General features: G+C 64.4%; 16 protein-coding genes. 5 read left to right on the top strand and 11 right to left on the bottom strand.

Annotation, left to right across the window (positions count from 1 at the left end; genetic code table 11):
- The 10 genes from purD to BLT26_RS12070 form a co-directional block, all read right to left on the bottom strand.
- Window positions 1-1,296: a phosphoribosylamine--glycine ligase gene (purD, locus tag BLT26_RS12115; RefSeq protein ID WP_091514498.1), complete on the bottom strand. Its 1,296-nt coding sequence runs from the start codon at window positions 1,294-1,296 to the stop codon at window positions 1-3.
- Between the two features lie 109 nt (window positions 1,297-1,405).
- Window positions 1,406-2,977 carry a bifunctional phosphoribosylaminoimidazolecarboxamide formyltransferase/IMP cyclohydrolase gene (gene purH / locus BLT26_RS12110; protein WP_091514494.1) on the bottom strand — a complete coding sequence of 524 codons (1,572 nt, stop codon included), beginning with the start codon at window positions 2,975-2,977 and terminating at the stop codon, window positions 1,406-1,408.
- Window positions 2,978-3,143: 166 nt separating this feature from the next.
- On the bottom strand, window positions 3,144-3,455 hold the full coding sequence (fis, locus tag BLT26_RS12105; protein ID WP_091514490.1) for a DNA-binding transcriptional regulator Fis: 312 nt from the start codon (window positions 3,453-3,455) through the stop codon (window positions 3,144-3,146).
- Window positions 3,452-4,390 (bottom strand): tRNA dihydrouridine synthase DusB, encoded by a 939-nt coding sequence (gene dusB, locus BLT26_RS12100; protein ID WP_245720707.1) that lies wholly within the window; start codon window positions 4,388-4,390, stop codon window positions 3,452-3,454. Before dusB ends, fis begins: the two co-directional genes overlap by 4 nt.
- Before the next feature lie 233 nt (window positions 4,391-4,623).
- The gene (locus BLT26_RS12095) at window positions 4,624-5,745 is read right to left on the bottom strand and encodes a DUF3426 domain-containing protein (RefSeq protein ID WP_091514483.1); all 1,122 of its coding nucleotides are present in this window, start codon (window positions 5,743-5,745) and stop codon (window positions 4,624-4,626) included.
- A 91-nt stretch (window positions 5,746-5,836) separates the two neighbouring features.
- Window positions 5,837-6,718: a 50S ribosomal protein L11 methyltransferase gene (gene prmA / locus BLT26_RS12090; protein ID WP_091514480.1), complete on the bottom strand. Its 882-nt coding sequence runs from the start codon at window positions 6,716-6,718 to the stop codon at window positions 5,837-5,839.
- 99 nt (window positions 6,719-6,817) lie between these two features.
- Window positions 6,818-8,158, bottom strand: coding sequence for an acetyl-CoA carboxylase biotin carboxylase subunit (accC, locus tag BLT26_RS12085; RefSeq protein ID WP_091514477.1), 1,341 nt, complete (start codon window positions 8,156-8,158; stop codon window positions 6,818-6,820).
- A 15-nt stretch (window positions 8,159-8,173) separates the two neighbouring features.
- The gene (gene accB, locus BLT26_RS12080) at window positions 8,174-8,641 is read right to left on the bottom strand and encodes an acetyl-CoA carboxylase biotin carboxyl carrier protein (RefSeq protein WP_091514474.1); all 468 of its coding nucleotides are present in this window, start codon (window positions 8,639-8,641) and stop codon (window positions 8,174-8,176) included.
- A 47-nt stretch (window positions 8,642-8,688) separates the two neighbouring features.
- Window positions 8,689-9,123 carry a type II 3-dehydroquinate dehydratase gene (aroQ, locus tag BLT26_RS12075; RefSeq protein WP_091514471.1) on the bottom strand — a complete coding sequence of 145 codons (435 nt, stop codon included), beginning with the start codon at window positions 9,121-9,123 and terminating at the stop codon, window positions 8,689-8,691.
- A 256-nt stretch (window positions 9,124-9,379) separates the two neighbouring features.
- Window positions 9,380-11,161 carry a protein-disulfide reductase DsbD family protein gene (locus BLT26_RS12070; protein WP_091514468.1) on the bottom strand — a complete coding sequence of 594 codons (1,782 nt, stop codon included), beginning with the start codon at window positions 11,159-11,161 and terminating at the stop codon, window positions 9,380-9,382.
- Window positions 11,162-11,335: 174 nt separating this feature from the next.
- Between BLT26_RS12070 and BLT26_RS12065 the strand changes: the two genes are divergently transcribed.
- The 4 genes from BLT26_RS12065 to BLT26_RS12050 all read left to right on the top strand — a co-directional run bounded on the left by BLT26_RS12065 (window position 11,336) and on the right by BLT26_RS12050 (window position 14,950).
- Window positions 11,336-12,031, top strand: a complete 696-nt coding sequence (locus BLT26_RS12065) for an N-acetylglucosaminyltransferase (RefSeq protein WP_245720706.1) — start codon at window positions 11,336-11,338, stop codon at window positions 12,029-12,031.
- Between the two features lie 19 nt (window positions 12,032-12,050).
- On the top strand, window positions 12,051-12,497 hold the full coding sequence (locus BLT26_RS12060; protein WP_175453107.1) for a copper chaperone PCu(A)C: 447 nt from the start codon (window positions 12,051-12,053) through the stop codon (window positions 12,495-12,497).
- Window positions 12,498-12,558: 61 nt separating this feature from the next.
- On the top strand, window positions 12,559-13,128 hold the full coding sequence (locus tag BLT26_RS12055; protein WP_091514459.1) for a YajG family lipoprotein: 570 nt from the start codon (window positions 12,559-12,561) through the stop codon (window positions 13,126-13,128).
- A gap of 64 nt (window positions 13,129-13,192) precedes the next feature.
- Window positions 13,193-14,950: an EAL domain-containing protein gene (locus BLT26_RS12050; protein ID WP_245720697.1), complete on the top strand. Its 1,758-nt coding sequence runs from the start codon at window positions 13,193-13,195 to the stop codon at window positions 14,948-14,950.
- 5 nt (window positions 14,951-14,955) lie between these two features.
- Here BLT26_RS12050 and BLT26_RS12045 read toward each other — a convergent pair whose 3' ends face one another.
- Complete coding sequence (locus tag BLT26_RS12045; protein WP_091514453.1) at window positions 14,956-15,984, bottom strand: adenosine kinase; 1,029 nt, start codon at window positions 15,982-15,984, stop codon at window positions 14,956-14,958.
- A gap of 212 nt (window positions 15,985-16,196) precedes the next feature.
- Here BLT26_RS12045 and mrcB point away from each other — a divergent pair, with 212 nt between their 5' ends.
- A complete protein-coding gene (gene mrcB / locus BLT26_RS12040) occupies window positions 16,197-18,875 on the top strand; it encodes a penicillin-binding protein 1B (RefSeq protein ID WP_091515209.1) in 2,679 nt (892 codons plus the stop codon).
- Window positions 18,876-18,952: the final 77 nt, after the last annotated feature.

Genomic DNA, 18,952 nt, shown 5'->3' with positions numbered 1-18,952 from the left:
TCAGGCTTCGGTCTGTTGTTCCCGTTCTACCGCCCGGTAGCCGATGTCCTTGCGGTAGAAGGCACCGTCCCAGTGGATGGCGCGGGCGGCAGTGTAGGCATTGGCCTGGGCCTCGGCCACGGTATCCCCCAGTGCGGTGGCGCACAGTACCCGGCCCCCGCTGGTGACCACCCGCTCCCCGTCCAGCGCGGTGCCGGCGTGGAATACCTTGGCGTTTTCGCTGTCAGCACGCTCCAGGCCCGAGATGGCGTCGCCACGGCGGTAGCTGCCGGGGTAGCCGTGTGCGGCCAGTACCACGCCCAGGGCCGGACGCGGGTCCCATTCAACGCTCACCTGGTCAAGGCGCTTTTCTACTGCTGCCCGGCAGAGTTCCACCAGGTCTGACTTCAGCCTCATCATGATAGGCTGGGTTTCCGGGTCGCCGAAACGACAGTTGTACTCGATGACCTTGGGGGTGCCGTCGGCGCTGATCATCAGCCCGGCATACAGGAATCCCGTGTAGGGCATGCCTTCTTCAGCCAGGCCGCGTACGGTGGGCTCGATCACTTCGCGCATGATGCGCTGGTAGACCGCGTCGGTCACCACCGGCGCCGGGGAGTAGGCGCCCATGCCACCGGTATTGGGACCGGTATCGCCATCACCCACCCGCTTGTGGTCCTGGCTGGTGGCCATCGGCAGGATATGTTCGCCATCCACCATGACGATAAAGCTGGCTTCTTCGCCGTCAAGGAATTCCTCGATCACCACCCGGCAGCCGGCCTCACCGAAGGCATTGCCTGACAGCATGTCGCGTACCGCCAGTTCCGCCTGCTCCTCGGTCTCGGCCACGATCACGCCCTTGCCCGCGGCCAGGCCGTCCGCCTTGACCACGATCGGGGCACCCTGCTCGCGGATATAGTTAACTGCCGGCTCGATCTCGGTAAAGTTGCGGTACGCGGCGGTGGGAATCTGGTGGCGCTCGAGGAAGTCCTTGGTGAAGGCCTTCGAGCCCTCCAGCTGGGCTGCAGCCCTGGTGGGGCCGAAGATGGCCAGGCCGCGGCTATTAAACAGGTCGACGATACCGTCCACCAGCGGCGCCTCGGGGCCGACAATGGTCATCTCCACATTGTTGGCCTCGGCGAACTCTGCCAGGGCGGAGAAGTTGTCAACGCCAATAGCCACGTTCTGCAGGCCGGGCTCGCGGGCGGTGCCGGCGTTGCCCGGCGCCACGAAAACGGTATCGACCGCGGGATTCTGGGCGGCCTTCCAGGCCAGGGCGTGCTCGCGGCCACCGGCGCCAATTACCAATACATTCATCCTAAAGTTCCCCTGTGTCGGCCGGTTGAATAGGATCGGAGTCAGTGCGCTATTCTAGCGCGGATTCGCTCCGGGGTCGTGACGGGCCGGGAGAACCCGGCCCGGGGCTTCAGTGCCGGAAGTGGCGCATGCCTGTAAAGACCATGGCCATATCGTGCTCATCGGCGGCGGCGATCACCTCGTCGTCGCGAATTGAGCCGCCCGGCTGGATCACACAGCTGACGCCGACGCCGGCAGCGTTATCGATGCCGTCGCGGAAGGGGAAGAAGGCGTCGGAGGCCATTACGGAGCCCTCTACCTCGAGGCCGGCATGTTCGGCCTTGATGGCCGCAATCCGCGCTGAATTGACGCGGCTCATCTGTCCGGCACCGACGCCGATGGTGCGACCGTCGCGGCCGTAGACGATGGCGTTGGACTTGACGAACTTCGCCACCTTCCAGGTGAACAGCAGGTCGCGGATTTCCGCCTCGGTAGGCTGGCGTTTGCTGACCACTTTCAGGTCAGCGACCGTGACGATGCCGTCGTCGCGCTCCTGCACCAGCAGGCCGCCATTGACGCGCTTGTAGTCCAGGGCCGGGGCGCGCTCGCCGCTCCACTCGCCACAGGCCAGCAGGCGCACGTTCTTCTTCTCGGCTACGGCGGCGCGCGCCTCTGCGGAAATGCTCGGGGCGATGATTACCTCGACAAACTGGCGCTCGACGATCGCCTTCGCAGTTTCGCCGTCCAGCTCGCGGTTGAAAGCGATAATGCCGCCGAAGGCGGATTCCTTGTCAGTTGCGAAGGCCATGTCGTAGGCCTTGTGGATGCTGTCGGCGATGGCCACGCCGCAGGGATTGGCGTGCTTGACGATCACACAGGCCGGCTCGTCGAAGGCCTTGACGCATTCGAGCGCCGCGTCGGTATCAGCGATGTTGTTGTAGCTGAGTTCCTTGCCCTGCAGCTGCTCGGCAGTGGCAATGCTGGCCTCGGCCGGCTCGGCCTCCACGTAAAAGGCCGATTTCTGGTGCGGGTTCTCGCCGTAGCGGAGGTCCATTGTCTTGATGAACTGGCTGTTGAAGGTACGCGGGAAGGGCTCTTTCTCGCCATCCTTGATGGAGCCCAGGTAATTGGCGATGGCGCCGTCATAGCCTGCCGTGTGCTCGAAGGCCTTGACCGCAAGGTCGAAGCGGTGCGCCTGGTCCAGGGCTCCGTCATTGGCTTTCATTTCAGTGATGATGCTGTCGTAGTCAGCGGCGTTGACCACGATCGCGACGTCCCGGTGGTTCTTGGCCGCAGCGCGCACCATCGTCGGTCCGCCAATATCGATATTCTCGATGGCGTCGGGCAGGGTGCAGTCGGGCCTCGCCACTGTCTGGGCAAAGGGATAGAGGTTTACTACCACCATGTCGATGGGGGTGATGCCGTGCTCGGACATGACCTGGTCATCGGTGCCCCGGCGACCGAGGATGCCACCGTGGACCTTGGGGTGCAGGGTCTTGACGCGTCCGTCCATCATTTCCGGAAAGCCGGTGTAGTCGGAAACTTCCACTACCGCGATGCCGGCATCCTTGAGCTGGCGGTGTGTGCCCCCGGTGGAGAGGATCTCGACGCCCATAGCGTCCAGCTCGCGGGCAAATTCCACGATTCCGGTCTTGTCCGACACGCTGATCAGCGCGCGGCGAATCGCAACCTTGTCAGTCATAACATTGGGTCCGTTTGCTTTCTGAAAAGGAGTTGGTGCCCCTGGCACCGTCAATGGCCGGGCACCGGTGAATCCGGTACCGCTAAAACAGGATTACAGTAAATAGTGAGGGGGGATGAGTGTCCCCATCCCCCCTCGCGGTATCTGGTGCGCCGGGCGCCGCTGCTCAGAGCAGGCCGTAACGCTTCAGCTTCTTGCGCAACGTGCCGCGGTTCAGGCCGAGCAGCTGTGCCGCGCGGGTCTGGTTGTGGCGGGTGTACTTCATCACCACTTCCAGCATAGGCGCTTCAATCTCGGACAGCACCATGTCGTAGACATCGGTGACCATCTGGCCGTCGAGGTGGCGGAAGTAGTTCTCCATCGCGTGCTCAACCGCATCGCGCAGGGATTGTTGCTGCGGCTGCTGGAGTTGCGTCTGCCCCCCCGCAGACACCTCTTCATCGTTGCCTGTGTCCGGAATGATTGCTTCATTGTTCATGCCGCTTGTGCCCCTCTCGTTATTCGGCGTTCAAACCACTCGTGAACGCTGGCATGTTGTGCTTCTGCGCTTTCAATTTGGAAAAAGGTCTTACGAAAGGACTCGCTGTCCGCGAGTGTCTTCAGGTACCAGCCCACGTGCTTGCGGGCGATACGGACCCCCATCACTTCACCGTAGAAACGGTGTAATTCACCCAAATGGGCGAGCAAAATGTCCCTGACTTCTTCCGCTGAGGGCTCGGGCAGCCGCTCGCCGGTGGCGAGGTAGTGGGCTGTCTCCCGAAAAATCCATGGCCGTCCCTGCGCTGCCCGGCCAATCATTACTGCAGCGGCTCCGGTGTAGTCGAGCACCTCGCGGGCCCGCTCTGCGCCGGTTATGTCCCCATTGGCGAAAACCGGGATTCCCACCCTGGATACAATTTCGGCAATGGTATCGAATTCGGCCTGTCCGTGGTAGCCACAGGCGCGGGTCCTTCCGTGTACGGCGAGGGCCGAGATACCGATATCCTCGGCCATTCTGGCCACCCGCACTCCGTTGCGGGACTCCGTGCACCAGCCGGTGCGGATTTTCAGGGTCACCGGCACAGACACTGCGCCGACTACCGCCTCGAGAATCTCCCGGACCAGCTTCTCATCCCGCAGCAGCGCGGACCCCGCTGCCTTCTTGCACACCTTCTTCGCCGGGCAGCCCATGTTGATATCAATGATCTGGGCGCCGCGGCGCACATTCTCCCGCGCTGCATCGGCCATCATCCCGGGGTCGCCCCCGGCGATCTGCACGGAAACCGGGGCAGCCTCCCCGGTGTGATCCAGGCGCAGGCGCGATTTGCGGCTGTTCCACAGGCGCGTGTCCGAGGTCACCATCTCCGAGACCACCAGGCCCGCGCCCATCCGCCGGCACAGCTGGCGGAACGGGCGGTCGGTAACGCCCGCCATTGGCGCCAGGATTACCGGGTTGCCGATAACGTAGGGGCCGATGGCGATCTGGCTCGACAAGACATGCTCCGCGGGATCAGGCGTCAAAAGAGCCGCCTATGATAGCCGCTGCCCCGCGATTGGAAAAGCGAAAAACCGTGCAAATTGGTCGCGGGCTATGCATTTAGGTCGATGATTGCGCAATTAATGTGGTTCCAGGAGCCAATGCGGCCGCTCGATAAGCGCTCCCGGGGTCAACGGGTGGTGAGCAGCTCATAGTTGATGGCCTCGCGGCCGGGATCCACGATCTCAATGGCGATATGCACCGGGCTGCCGGGGGGCATCTGGCTTCGGCCTGCCAGTTCGCCCTGGAGGTATTCCCGCGGCTCGAACTTCCGGCTCGCGACCGGCTGGTTCTTCAGGTCGCTGAAGCGCAGCAGCAGGTCCGGGAACGGCTGGGGGAAGTCCGCCGTGTTGAGCAGCACCGCGTCCACCACCAGGGCGCCCTCGATATCCGGATGGCTGCGCACCACAAGATTGGAGGTGCGGATGGCGCGCAGGTCTTCGAGCTGGGGGAGCTCACAGTCCAGCAGCGGGCACAACTGCGCATAGAGGCTGCGCCAGGGCTGCTGCCGCGCGAAGGTGTCAAACCGGTAGTAGCCCAGCTGTACCACCAGGGCCAGTGCCAGTACCAGCGCCAGCAGTCCCCACAGCCAGCCCGGTACGCGGCGACGCCCGTTTGGGGGCCAGCCCACTTCCAGCGGGGCCGGCTCGATGGCGGAAATCAGCCTCTCCCGCTCCGGGATGTGGTCGGGCGTAATTCGCCCCGGACCGCTGGCGGCCACATCCTCGTGGTGAGCCGCGGTTCCAGCCGCAGGCACTCCCCGTGGCGGGGTCTCGTGCCCGTGCCCGGGGAAGTCGCTATCCGGTCCGCTGGATTCCTCTTCCTGGTCGGGCCGGTCGGGAAAGGCAGAGGTATCTTCATCTTCGGGTTGGATGCCTGCTGCGGCGGCATCAGGCGTACCGTCCAATTCTTCCCACTGGGTCTCCCCGAAGGCATCGCCGATCAGTGGCTGCTCTTCGTCATCGCGGTAAGTTCCTGCTTCCGGGCCGGGAGTGGCCACGGTCGGTGGTGTGGGTTGCTCGTCCTCATCGAGGAGGATGTCGTCGTGGATGAGGAAATCGTCGTCTTCGAGCAGCGCTTCGAGGTCCTTGTCCGAGTCCACCTCGCTCTCGGCAAAAACGATATTCTCATCCGCGCGGAACACCTGCAGGCAGGAGCCGCAGCGCACCGCGCCGCGCGCGGCGCGCAGCTGTTGTTCACTGACATGGAAGGATGTGCTGCAGTGGGGGCAGCGGGTAACGAGTTGCGACATTCGACTCTGGCAGAAATTATTCGGTCGCCAAGTTTAGGCGCGGGGCGACTTCCGTAGCAAGGCCGTGTAACCGCCGGTAAGCGGGCGCTTGCTAGCGTACGCGGGTGCCGCTGAGGCGCACCCACTCCTCACGCCGGCCGTCCGGCTCGAATTCCACCCAGGCGCTGTAGGCCTCGCGGACCTTCTCCGCCTGGGAGGCGAGGATGCCTGACAGGCACAGCCGACCCCCAACGCGCGTCAGCTCAACCAGTTCGGGTGCCAGCTCCACCAGGGGACCGGCGAGGATATTGGCCAGCACCAGGTCTGCGGGCTCGCGCGGCATCTTCTGCGGCAGGTAAACAGGGAAGCGCTCCGGCTCCAGCCCGTTGCGGATGGCATTGTCGCGGCTGGCCCGCAGTGCCTGCGGGTCGATATCGGTCCCCCGGGCACTGGCCGCGCCCAGCAGCAGGGCGGCGATGCCGAGAATCCCGGAGCCGCAGCCGAAGTCGACCACCGTGGTGCCTTCGAGTTGCTCGCGGGCGAGCCACTGCAGGCAGAGGAAGGTGGTGGGGTGGGTGCCCGTGCCGAAAGCCAGGCCGGGATCGAGCATCAGGTTGACTGCCTGTGGCGCAGGGGGTTCGCACCAGCTGGGACAGATCCACAGGTTGTCACCGCACTGGATAGGGCTGTAGTGGGCCATCCACTCCCGCTCCCAGTCCTTGTCCTCCAGCTGTTCCCAGCGCGCGTTGGGCAGGGGCTCGCCGAGACTCGAAGCCGCTTTCGCCTCCGCCACGCCCGTGTCCACCTCGGCATCGAAGAGCCCTGTAACGCGGGTCTCATCCCACAGGGGGACTTCGCCCAGGCCGGGCTCCAGGATCGGCTGGTCGGCATTGTCCTGCAGGGTGACCGAGACCGCACCCGCGAACAGCAGGGCATCCTCTATCTGTTCAGCCTGATCGCGGCTGGTGTCTACGCGGAGTTGGAGCCAGGGCATAGTCTTCCGGTGGGTGTTGGTTGGGGAGGATAAAGTGTAGGGGCGAACCGGCCGGATTGCCGGCAAGGCTCGCGGGGCCAGGGGCCCCGCGAGTCCGGCTTACAGGCCGAGCTTCTTCTCAAGATAGTGAATATTTACCCCGCCAGCGGCGAAGGCGCCGTCGCGCACCAGGTCCTCCTGCAGGGGGATATTGGTCTTGATGCCGTCGACGATCAGCTCAGACAGGGCAACACGCATACGCGCCAGCGCTGACTCGCGGTCCTCAGCGTGGGTGATGACCTTGGCGATCATGGAGTCGTAGTTGGCCGGCACCGTGTAGCCCGAGTAGAGGTGCGAGTCCACCCGCACGCCGAGTCCGCCGGGGGTGTGGAAATTGTTCACCTTGCCGGGGCAGGGGAAGAAGGTCCTGGGATCCTCGGCGTTGATACGGCACTCGAAAGCGTGCCCGCGGATTACCACGTCCTCCTGGCGGATGGACAGCTTCTCTCCGGCGCAGACCCGGATCTGCTCCTTGATCAGGTCGATGCCGGTGACCATCTCGGTGACCGGGTGCTCTACCTGGATGCGAGTGTTCATCTCGATGAAATAGAAGCGTTCGTCCTCGTAGAGGAATTCGAAGGTGCCCGCACCACGGTAACCGATGTCGATGCACGCCTGGACGCAGGATTGCTGCACATCGCGGCGCACATCATCGGGAATGCCCGGCGCCGGAGCTTCCTCCAGAACCTTCTGGTGGCGGCGCTGCAGTGAGCAATCGCGGTCGCCCAGGTGAATGGCGTTGCCCTGGCCGTCGGACATCACCTGGATTTCCACGTGGCGCGGGTTCTGCAGGAATTTTTCCATGTACACCGTGCTGTCACCGAAAGCGGCGCCAGCCTCGGACTTGGTTACCGAAATCGCGTTCAGCAGGGCCGCTTCGGTATGCACAACGCGCATGCCGCGACCGCCGCCGCCGGCAGCTGCCTTGATGATCACGGGGTAGCCGACCTCGCGGGCAATCTCCAGGCAGCGCTCCCCGTTCTCCGGCAGCGGGCCGTTGGAGCCCGGGACCGTGGGAACCCCGGCTTTCTTCATGGCCGCGATCGCGGATACCTTGTCGCCCATCAGGCGGATCACGTCCGGGTCCGGGCCAATAAAGGTGAAGCCGCTCTTCTGCACCTGTTCGGCGAAATCCGCATTCTCAGCCAGGAAGCCGTAGCCAGGGTGTACCGCCACAGCGTCGGTAATTTCCATGGCCGAGACGATCGCGGGGATATTCAGGTAGCTTTGCGGCGAGGGGTTGGGGCCGATGCACACTGCCTCGTCAGCCAGGCGCACGTGCTTGAGGTCGCGGTCCACCTGGGAGTGAACGGCAACGGTGGAAATGCCCATTTCCTTGCACGCGCGCAGGATGCGCAGCGCGATCTCCCCCCGGTTGGCAATCAGTACTTTATCAAACATGCTGGCTTATCCCGGTCAGACGATGGTGACGAGCGGCTGGTCGAACTCTACCGGCTGGCCGTCCTCAACCAGGATGCTCTCGATGGTGCCGGCCTTGTCCGCCTCGATCTGGTTCATCATTTTCATCGCTTCGATAATGCAGACCACATCGCCCACCTTGACCTGCTGGCCAACTTTAACGAACGGCTCGGCGCCGGGGCTGGAGGCTGCGTAGTAGGTGCCTACCATCGGCGACTTGATGGCGTGGCCAGTCAGCGCCGGTACGGCTTCCTCGGGCTCCTCCGCACTGGAAGTCGGCACCTGAGCCGGTGCCGGGGCGGCGGGCGCTGCGGCCACCGGTGCGGGCATAGGCTGTGCTGCATGCACAGGGCCGCTGACACCGCGGCTGATGCGCACCGATTCCTCGCCTTCCTTGATTTCGAGCTCGCCGATATCGGATTCCTCTAGCAGCTCAATCAGTTTTTTTATCTTGCGGATATCCATAGTTCTGTTCTCACTCGCAGTCGTGGGTGAAAGAGTTGTCTGGTCGGTTAAAGGTCTTGCAGCGCCGCCTCCAGCGCCAGGGTGTAGCTCTTCGGGCCGAAGCCACAGATGACTCCCCGGGCCAGGTCGGAAAAATATGAGAGGCGGCGGAATTCTTCTCGCGCGTGAACATTTGACAGGTGCACCTCGATGAAGGGGATGCCCACTGCCGCCAGCGCGTCGCGGAGGGCCACGCTGGTATGGGTGAAAGCGGCGGGATTGAAAACGATGCAGGCGACGCCCTGGCGGCCCGCGGCGTGAATCCGCTCGATCAGCTCCGCTTCGCTATTGCTTTGCAATGTCTCCAGTTGATGGCCGGCAGCCGCACACTGCTCGCGCGCCGCGCGGTCGATCTCCTCCAGGGTGGTCGCCCCGTAAACCGCCGGTTCCCGCGTGCCCAGCAGGTTGAGGTTGGGTCCGTGCAACAGAAGGAGGTGTGCCATAGCCTGTCCTGAAGAAAAAGCGTGAAACGGTCACAAAACAATAGCGAAAATTGGCTAACTTGCCGGCAAACGTCACGTTTTCGCACCGATTGCCCATATTCGCGGCGAGTGTGCAATAAAAATGACCCTCTGTCCATGCTCTGGGCCACAGTTTATTGACGTTGGGTGCAGATCGCCGAAATTTACCGGTAAATCAGCTTGGAAAGGCGTGTGAGTGGCGGGATTCCCGGTCTCTATGGCCATAGAGACCGGGCGGTCATGACTGATTGGTGGGGGCGACGCCCGCGGCGGTGTTGAGTGCCTCGAGCACACCCTGCCGGGTGAGAACCTGGGGCAGGATGCGGGCCTCGCCGCCGTCGGCGGGGTAGATGAGGTAGAGGGGCACGCTGGTGCGGCCATAGCGGGCGAGCAGTGCGCTGATCTGGGGATCCTGGTTGGTCCAGTCCCCCTTCAGCGCAACGACCCCCAGGTCCTCGATGGCGCGACTGATGTCATCGCTGGAGAGTACTACTTTTTCGTTGGCGAGGCAGGTGATGCACCACGCCGCCGTCATGTTGGCCAGTACCGGCTTGCCCTGGGCGCGGGCGCTCTCGAGCAGCTCCGCCGAATAGGTCTGCCAATAACCGGACTTGGTGGTGGTGGCTGTTACGGTATCCAGGCGCGGCAGCAGCGCGATCGCGAGGGCAGCCGCTGCCAGTGCCACGCTGCCCTTGCCCCACTGCCACTGGGGGCGCGGCCAAAGCCAGAGGGCAAAAGCGATTGCCACCGCGCCGGCGAGTACCAGTGCCACGCCGTCGCTGCCACTCTGGCGCCCAAGTACCCACAGCAGCCAGACCGCGGTCAGGTACATGGGGAAGGCCAGCAGCTGCTTGAATTTGTCCATCCAGGGCCCGGGCGGTGGCAGGAGCCTGGCCAGCCTGGGAGCGTAGGTGAGCGCCAGGAAGGGGGCGGCCATCCCGGCGCCCAGGGCGCCAAATACCGACAGTGCCACAGCGGCGGGCTGGGTCACGGCGAAGCCCAGGGCAGATCCCATGAGCGGCGCGGTGCACGGGCTGGCCACTACAGTGGCCAGCGCACCGGTGGCGACGGAACCGCGCAGGTTCTGGTTGTCGCCGAGGCTGTGGCCGAGCCCCATAAGCCGGGTGCCAAACTCGGTGACCCCTGAAAGGCTGAGGCCCATGGCAAAGAACAGGTAGACGAGGGCTGCTACCAGTACCGGTGACTGCAACTGGAAGCCCCAGCCAATCGCTTCGCCGCCGGCCCGCAGCGCCAGCATCAGCGCCGCAATGCCGACGAAACTGGCGATGACGCCCGCACTGTATGCCCAGCCGTGGGCATGACGCTGCGAGGGGGCATGCGCTGCCTCCCCGATCGCCAGCAGCTTGATCGACAGGACCGGGAAAACGCAGGGCATGAGGTTGAGGATCATCCCGCCGATGAACGCCGCCAGCAGCGCGAATCCGAGCGAGATCCCGGAGTCGTCGCCGTCCGCCGCTGGCCCGGCGGGGGGCGAAAAGCTTGTGTTGTTTACCGGTACTACCGATCCGCTGCCATAATCCACGTCGAACACGCGGGTCTGAGGCGGGTAGCAGAGGCCGGCATCTGCGCATCCCTGGTAATGCAGCTCGATGCGTGCGGTGCCGCTCGCCTGCGGAAGCGGAATCTCCAGCTGCTGGCGATAGACCTCGGTCTCCTTCTCGAAATAGTCGTCCCAGATCACCTCGCCGTCGGTAAGGTCGAGCGGCAGTTCGCTGCGCTCTTCTCCCTCGACACGGTAGAGCGCCAGCTTGTCACGGTAGAGGTAGTAGCCGGGCGCGATCTGGAAAATGATGCTGGCGTCGGAGCTGCCGAACAGGAAGTCCTGCCGGTAAGCCTCGTCCACGGGCAGGAACTCACTGTCCAGGCTGGCGCCCGGGGCGGGACCGGCAAAAGGTGACTGTGAAGTCTGGGCATTCGCTGCACCAGCTGTCACCAGCAGGGCGACCAGCATCACAAGGTTGAGGAAATTTTTGGGGAACCCGTTGGTCATCACAGTCATCACAGTTCACATTGGTTACAGTCAGCATTAATCTGACCGGGCGGGCCGGTTCCGGTTCGTTGCGGAACCGCCGGCGGAAGCAGTATAACGGTCACTGCGGTGCAAAAAAACGGTACAAAAAAGACACAGAGGGAGATCGGCTTGTCGAGGTCAAGAGGGATTCGCTTATTGGGTGTGAGTCTTCTCGCCAGCTGGCTGGCTGGTTGTGTATCCACGCCCGCGGTCCCGCCGGCGAGGGCGGTGCCGCTGCCCGAGGCCGCAAAGCCGGCCGGCCCAACGCCGGAGGAGATCCGCCAGCGGAATGTCGAGTTCTTCCTCGCCCGGGCCGATGCCGCCCAGAGGCAGGGGTTTCTCACCCAGCCTGCCGGTGCCAGCGCCTATGACTATTACCTGCGGGTGCGCCAGCTGGACCCGGACAACCGCCGCGCCGCGAGCGGTATCCAGACTATTGTGATCGAATTCGTGGAGCGGGCACGGGATGCCCTGCGGCGGCGGTCCTTCGGCGAAGTGACTACTTACCTGCGCCGGGCCGATGAGCTGGCACCGGATAACCCCCTGGTGGCAGAAGTGCGCGCGCAGCTGGCCCGGGAGCGCCGGCAGGCCAGCGCCGGCCTGCCTGAGGGAGAGACCATTGCGCTGTCCCCGGCGGCATTGTCCGCGAAGTCCCCCGAGCTGGTAAGCCAGCTACAGGAGCTGGCCCGGCGTATTCGCAGCGAGAACCAGCGCATCATTATCGTGGCGCGCCAGGATGCAGAGGGGCGCTGGATCTACCAGCAGCTGCGCGAGGCGGTCCCCGGCTATCGGGTGCGCGGGGATATCAGGCTGGGGGGAGCTCCCCAGGTAATTCTGACCGGCGCCATGGGGAACTGAGGGCATGAGAGGTGGCTTCGTGAAAACAGCACTGCGCGGCCTGCTGCTGGCTGCGATGTCCGTGCCTGCCCTGGCGTCGGCCGGACTGGATGTCGAGGGGTACGCGCGCGAGACGCTACCGGGCGCCAGCATGTCCGCGGCCTACCTGACATTGCGCAACACCGGCAACAGCGCCCGTAGCCTGCAGCGGTTAGAGCTACCCCTGCACGGAGGCGCGCGGGTGCAGATACACAGTACGGTTACCGAGGGGGGAATCAGTCGTATGAGGCCCCTGGCGGCGCTGGAACTGCCACCGGGAGGCGAGATCACCATGGCCCCCGGGGGTATCCACCTGATGCTGAGCGGGGCTGAACTGCGGGCGGGAAGGAAAGTCCAACTTCGGCTGTATTTCGCTGACGGAGAGGTGCTTGAAGTGGGGCTGCCGGTACGGGCAATCACTGATGGCGTTCACCACGACCACGGCTGACCCTGCCGGGCCCGGATTCCGTTGCGCCAAAGGCAAAATATTCACAAAACCGGAGGTATCGATGAAAAAACTATTGATCAGTCTGCTGGCCGTCACCCTGGTCGCCTGTGCCCATAGTCCCGTACAGGTACAGGTGCGCCCCCAGGTCGAGGTGGCACCGGAGGCGTTTGGCACCGGCTTTACCGTCAGCGTGCAGGGACAGAACAAGCTCCCGGGCGGCGGACTGGGTTCGCTGGGTGGCATCTATGCCGACCAGTCCCAGGTGCAGCTGGCTAACAATGTCGAAGACGCGCTCGCAGACACCGTTAAGGAGGGTTTCCGCGCCTGGTCCTTCGAGCCGGTCTTCAGCGGTGCCGATGTACAGGTGGTGGCCAGTCTCACCAGCCTGAAATACACCAGCCCGAACAAGCTGCTGACCAGTAAGGTGGACTCCTCTGCCGAGGTGCAGTTGGCGGTGACAATCGGTGGGGCGACTTACTATGGCAACTATCGTTCCAGTGGCAAGGACCGCAACCTGATCAAGCCGGCCAAGGAGGAGGTCGAGGGCCGTATCAATGGCCTTCTCAGCGCGACCTTGCAGCGGGCCTTCGAGGATGAAAAACTCAAGGCATTCTTGCGCGCCAACCTCTGACCGAGGCGGCCGCAGGCTCGGCCTGTTGCACAGGGAAGCCGGACATGAAAATGAGCCCGTAGCTTTGAGTGATTTCGACCGCAAATCCGTGACCGACCTGGGGGCCTTGCCCCTGGTGGAAGACCCGTTCGCGCCTGGCTCCAGTTTCAGCCTGTCGGCAGCGGAGAGGGCGCTGGGAGAGGTCGCAGACGGGGTGTTGATCACTGATGGGGCGGGCCGTATTACCTACTGCAATCCACTGGTGGGCGAGCTGACCGGCGATCCTTCGGGGTTGGTCCCCGGCCAGCCACTGGATGAGCAACTTCCGCTCTGGAATGGTCGCGGCGAGCGGCTTCCGCCGCTCCTGTCGGCAACCCCCGGCCGGGACCCTGCCGGCGCCCTGGAGCTGACCGCGTACCTGCAGCGTCCCGGCGGCAGCGAGGCCCCGGCGCCTGTCAGTGTGCGGGTCGGCGCGGTGCAGGACGGCCCAGCGGTGGAGAGTTACGTCATCATCCTTCGCGACACGTCGGCCGCGCGCCGGATCTCGTCGCGACTCAGCTGGCAGAATACCCACGATGCACTGACCCGCCTTCCCAACCGCCAGCTGTTTGAATCTGAATTGCAGGCGACCCTTTCCCGCTGCCTGGACAAGCGTCACCATCATGTACTGCTCTACCTGGATGTCTACCAGTTCAAGGTGGTAAACGACACCCTCGGTTACCGCGCCGGCGACCAGTTGCTGGTGCAGCTGGTGGAATTGCTGGGTCGTTGCCTGTCCGGTGGGGACCTGTTTGCGCGGGTGGGAAGCGATGAATTCGCCATCCTCCTGCGAGACTGCTCCATCGAGGAGGCTCGCCGGGTCGTGCTGCGGTTGCGCGAGGCGGTGAAGGGATTCTCTTTCCAGTGGGAGGGCAGCGACAGCCGGGTGGCCCTGTCCATCGGCGCGGTCACCGTCGACAGCCACGCGTCCTCTGCCAGCGAATTGCTCGCTTCAGCCAACGACGCCTGTTCGGCGGCCCGTGACCAGGGGCGCAATCGGGTGAAACTTTTCAGCGATTCGCGCAAGGTGCTCGAAAAGCGCCGGCAAACCATCTGGGTACAGGAAATCCACGCGGCTTTAAGGGACGACCGCCTGTTGTTGCACCGACAGCCGGTGGTCAGCCTCGCGGGTGAGCAGGCCGTGCATCACTACGAGGTGCTGGTGCGGATGCGCGGGCGCGATGGCGATGTGATACCCCCGGGCATGTTCCTGCCGGCGGCCGAGCGCTACGGTTTGATCGAGGAGGTGGACCGCTGGGTGATCCGCCGCGTATTCCGGCAAATGGCAAGTGAGCAGGCTGCCGGCAAAGAGGCGGCGAGTTACGCCGTCAATATTTCCGGGCTCAGCCTCGGCGATGAGTCATTTGCCGATTACGTGCTGGCCGAACTGGCTGACGCGGGGGTGGCGCCGTCGCTCGTGCAATTTGAAATTACCGAGACCAGTGCCATCAATAATCTCCAGCGCGCCCTGATCTTTATTCACAGGTTGCGGGCGGCTGGCTGCAGTTTCGCTCTCGACGACTTTGGCCAGGGCGCCTCTTCGCTCGCGTACCTGCGACAGTTGCCGGTGGACTACCTCAAGATCGATGGCAGCTTCGTGCGCAACATGCTCGAAGACGAGATCGACAGCGCCATGGTAAGCACCATCGATCACCTGGCCAAGCGGATGGGCATCAGCACGATTGCAGAATACGTGGAGACCCCGGAACTTATGGCAAAACTGCAGCAGATGGGGGTCGATTACGCCCAGGGCTTCGGAATTGCTCCCGCCGCGCCCTTTCCCCCGCAGGCGTCTGATTCCTGACCGGCTCAGCCCGCTGTCCCGCCATTGCCCTCTGCCAGTTCCGGTTGTTGCTGCAGGTCGCCGTACTGGCCGGCGCGCAGGCGGGGTCCATACTGGCTCACTACCCGCGCCGCCGCGCGGCAGGCAAGTTTACCCGCTTCCGGAAAAGTCATGCCCCGGTTAAGGCCGTAGAGGAATGCGCCGGCAAAGGTGTCGCCGGCGCCATTGGTGTCTATGGCGTGCACTGCGGGAGCGGCCACGCGGTACTGGTGTTCGCCGTCCCAGAGCAGTGCGCCATCCCCGCCCAGGGTGATGGCGAAGCTGCGGCAGTATCGGGCCAGCGCCCTGGTAGCGGCTTCCAGGGAGTCCTCCCCGGTGAACCCCAGGGCCTCGTCACGGTTGCAGAACAGCAGCTCCACGCGCTCGCCGATCATTTCCTGCAGGCCATCGCGGAACAGCTGGACCATGGCGGGGTCGGATAGGCTGAGCGCGGTTTTTACGCCAGCATCCTCGGCCTCCTCGCGCAGTGCCACGGCGGCCCTGCGACCGGTTTCCGAGGAAACCAGGTAGCCCTCTATGTAACTCCAGCGGGAGGCGCGCAGGGCCTCCCGGTCCAGTTCGGCCACTGACAGTTCACCGCTGATACCGAGGAAGGTATTCATGCTGCGCTCCGCGTCCGGTGTGATCAGCACCAGGCACTTGCCGGTGGTGCCGGCCTCCGCCTGGTCCAGGGTGGCCGGGTAGGCTACACCCGCGCTGGCGAGATCGGCGAGATAGAAGTCGCCGTTGTCGTCATCCGCTACCTTGCAGGAGTAGAAGGTGCGCAATCCCAGGTAACTGGAAGTGATGATGGTATTGGCTGCCGAGCCGCCACAGGCCCGCTTGGCGGTCACGAGGTGATCCTTCAGCTCGCCGACCAGCTGCGCCTGGCGCCGGTCATCCACCAGGGTCATCACGCCCTTGTCGACACCGAGAGACTGCAGGTCACCATCGCTGACCTCGATTTCGGTGTCCAGGAGGGCGGCGCCAATGCCGTAGAGATCGTACTGGTGCATGGTGTTCCTTGTCTGTGGATGGATCTGGCAGTCATTCAGGGGGCATTATGGCCGCCGCCGGGGCAAGTGCAAGCCGGGCGGGTTTGACAAGCGTGGCGGAGCGCTTATAAAGGCCCACGCAGGTCGGGTGCTGCGCTCCCGGTTGGTCTGGCGGGAACAGCAGGTCGCTTACCCTATCTATAGTTTACGTATTGGATTGGTACTTCATCTCTATGGCATCGAAGAAGCGCGGGCACGCGAAGTCGTCAAACCCGGGAAGGCTCCACCGCTGGATGGTCCGGCTGGGCCTGCTGGCCCTGGTCGGGGTGTTGGCCCTGGCCGCGTATATGGTCTATCTCGATGTGCAGCTTCGTGAGCGACTGGACAGTCGCCAGTACCAGCTGCCGGCGCGCGTTTTTGCCCGCCCGCTGGTTTTGCGTGAGGGTATGGCCCTGCGCCCGGACGAGTTGATGGCGGAATTCGACGCCCTCAGTTACCGGGAGAAGAAGCCCCTTACCGAACCGGGGCAGTGGCACCGCGAAGGCATGGAGTTCCGTGTCTGGCGCCGGGACTTTGCCCACGCCGACGGGCGGGAGCCCGCCGCCCAGGTGACCTTCCGCCTGCGCAATGACGAGTTGAGTAACCTGCGCGACGAGGCCGGCAACAAGATCCGCGAATTCCGCCTCGATGCGGCGCCGATCGGCACATTGCTCGGCGGTGGCGACGACCGCAACCCGGTGCGTTTCGCCGACATCCCGCCGCTGCTGGCCAATACCCTGATCGCCGTCGAGGACCAGGACTTCCTCCACCACTTCGGTGTCTCTCCCCGGGGCATAGCCCGGGCCATGATCGCCAATATCAAGGCCGGCGCCGTGGTGCAGGGGGGATCCACGATCACCCAGCAGCTGGTCAAGAACATCTTTTTCGACCACAAGCCCAGCCTGCAGCGCAAGATCAACGAAGCGTTGATGGCCATCCTCATGGAGCTCCACTACGAGAAGCCCTATATCCTGCAGGAGTACATCAACGAGGTGTGGCTGGGCCAGCAGGGCAGCCGGGCGATCTACGGCTTCGGCCTGGCATCCGAGTTCTACTTCCAGAAGCCCCTCGATACCCTCGAGCCCCACGAGATGGCCCTGCTGGTCGGCCTGGCCAAGGGTGCCTCCTACTACAATCCCTGGCGCCACCCCAAGCGGGCGCTCGAACGCCGCAATACGGTTCTCGAGGTGATGAAGGAGCAGGGGTTGATCACGGCCGAGCAGTATGAGGACTACCGCGCGCGCCCACTGGATGTGGCCAGCGCCGGCGCGGCCGCCCAGAACCCCTATCCGGCATTTACCGAGCGACTGCTGGAGGAGCTGCGGCCCTACTACTCCTATGAAGAGCTGCGCACGGCCGGCCTGCGGATCTACACCACCCTGTCGCCGTCGGTACAGAAACTTGCCGAGGATGCCGTAAGTGAGCGCGCGGAGCAGATCGAGAAGGACCGGGGCATCCAGGCGGATTCCCTGCAGGCGGCCACCGTCCTGCTGGACAACAACAGCGGCAATGTACTGGCGATGGTGGGCGACCGTCGCCCCAACTATCCCGGCTTCAACCGTGCCCTGGAAGCACGTCGCCAGGTGGGTTCACTGATCAAGCCGGCGGTCTTCCTCACCGCCCTGGAGCGCCCGGACCAGTACAGCCTGGCGACGCCCATCGAGGATGCGCCCATCCGCGTCGAAGGCGACAACGGCCAGGTGTGGATGCCGTCGAATTTCGGCAACCGGAGCCACGGCCCGACGCCCCTCTACCTGGCCCTGGCCAAGTCGTACAACCAGGCCACGGCACGCCTGGGGCTCGACCTGGGTCTCGAGAACGTACGCCAGACCATCCGGCGGCTGGGGGTGCAGGCCGACCTGCCGCGGGTGCCGGCGATGCTGCTCGGGGCGGTGGAGTTGACCCCGTTCGAAGTGGCCGGCATGTACCAGACCATGGCCAATGGGGGCGAGCACGTGGAGCCGCGCACGCTGCTGGCGGTGGCGAATGCGGATGGGGAGCAGGTGCAGCGTTTCCGTCGCCGGAGCAACCGGGGAGTGGATGCCGTGCCGGCCTACCTGTTGCGCTTCGCGCTGGAAGAGGTAATGCGTGAGGGTACCGGCAAGAGCGCCATGCGCCGCCTGCCCAGCAGCGTCGCCTTCGCCGGCAAGACCGGGACCACCAACGATTACCGCGACAGCTGGTTCGCCGGCTTCTCGCCGGATGTGACCGCCGTGGTATGGCTGGGCCGGGACGACAACGAGCGCACCAGCCTTACCGGCGCCACCGGTGCCCTGACCATCTGGGCGGAGATCATGCGCAAGCTGCCCCATCGCCACGGTCGGGTCGAGCCGCCGCGCGGGGTGGAATACAAGCCGGTGAACGAGCGCGGCCAGTATATGAACCCCGAATACTGTGAAGGTGGGACCGAGCTCCCGTTCTCCTACGAGACGAAGCTGGAGCCGGCGCCCGAATGTCGCGGACGCGAGCGCTTCCGCTGGTTCCGCGACCTGTTCGGCGATGACCGCGACAGCCAGGACGAGACCGCGCCCCGCCAGGAAATGACCCCCGGCTGGGGCGTCGACCCGGAGGAGGAACAGCGCCAGCGCGAACGCGAGCGCCAGTTGCAGGAACAGCTGCGGCGCGACGACGAGCTGCAGCAGCCCGGCTGGGAGGACGAGCCACTGCAGTTGCCACCCGATGAGGAAGAAGAGATCCGCCAGGAAGACCTCTGGCAGCAGGAGGAGCGCCGCGCCGAGGAAGAGCGGCGGCTGCTGCAGGAGCGCCTGGAAGAGGAGGAGCGCCGGCGCGAGGAACTGCGGCGCCGCGACGAAGGCGATGTTCCTGTAGAGGAGGCCGAGCCCTGGCCGGGCGGTGAGGACCAGTGGCCCTGAGCCGTAGGCCGTTCGATGGCTCTATTGCGCCGGGAATCCTCCGTTCCGTGCGTTCGCGCGGACACTGAGATCACGGT

Source organism: Microbulbifer yueqingensis, from assembly GCF_900100355.1.
Classification (GTDB): domain Bacteria; phylum Pseudomonadota; class Gammaproteobacteria; order Pseudomonadales; family Cellvibrionaceae; genus Microbulbifer; species Microbulbifer yueqingensis.
This window is presented reverse-complemented; position numbering and strand designations above follow the sequence as displayed.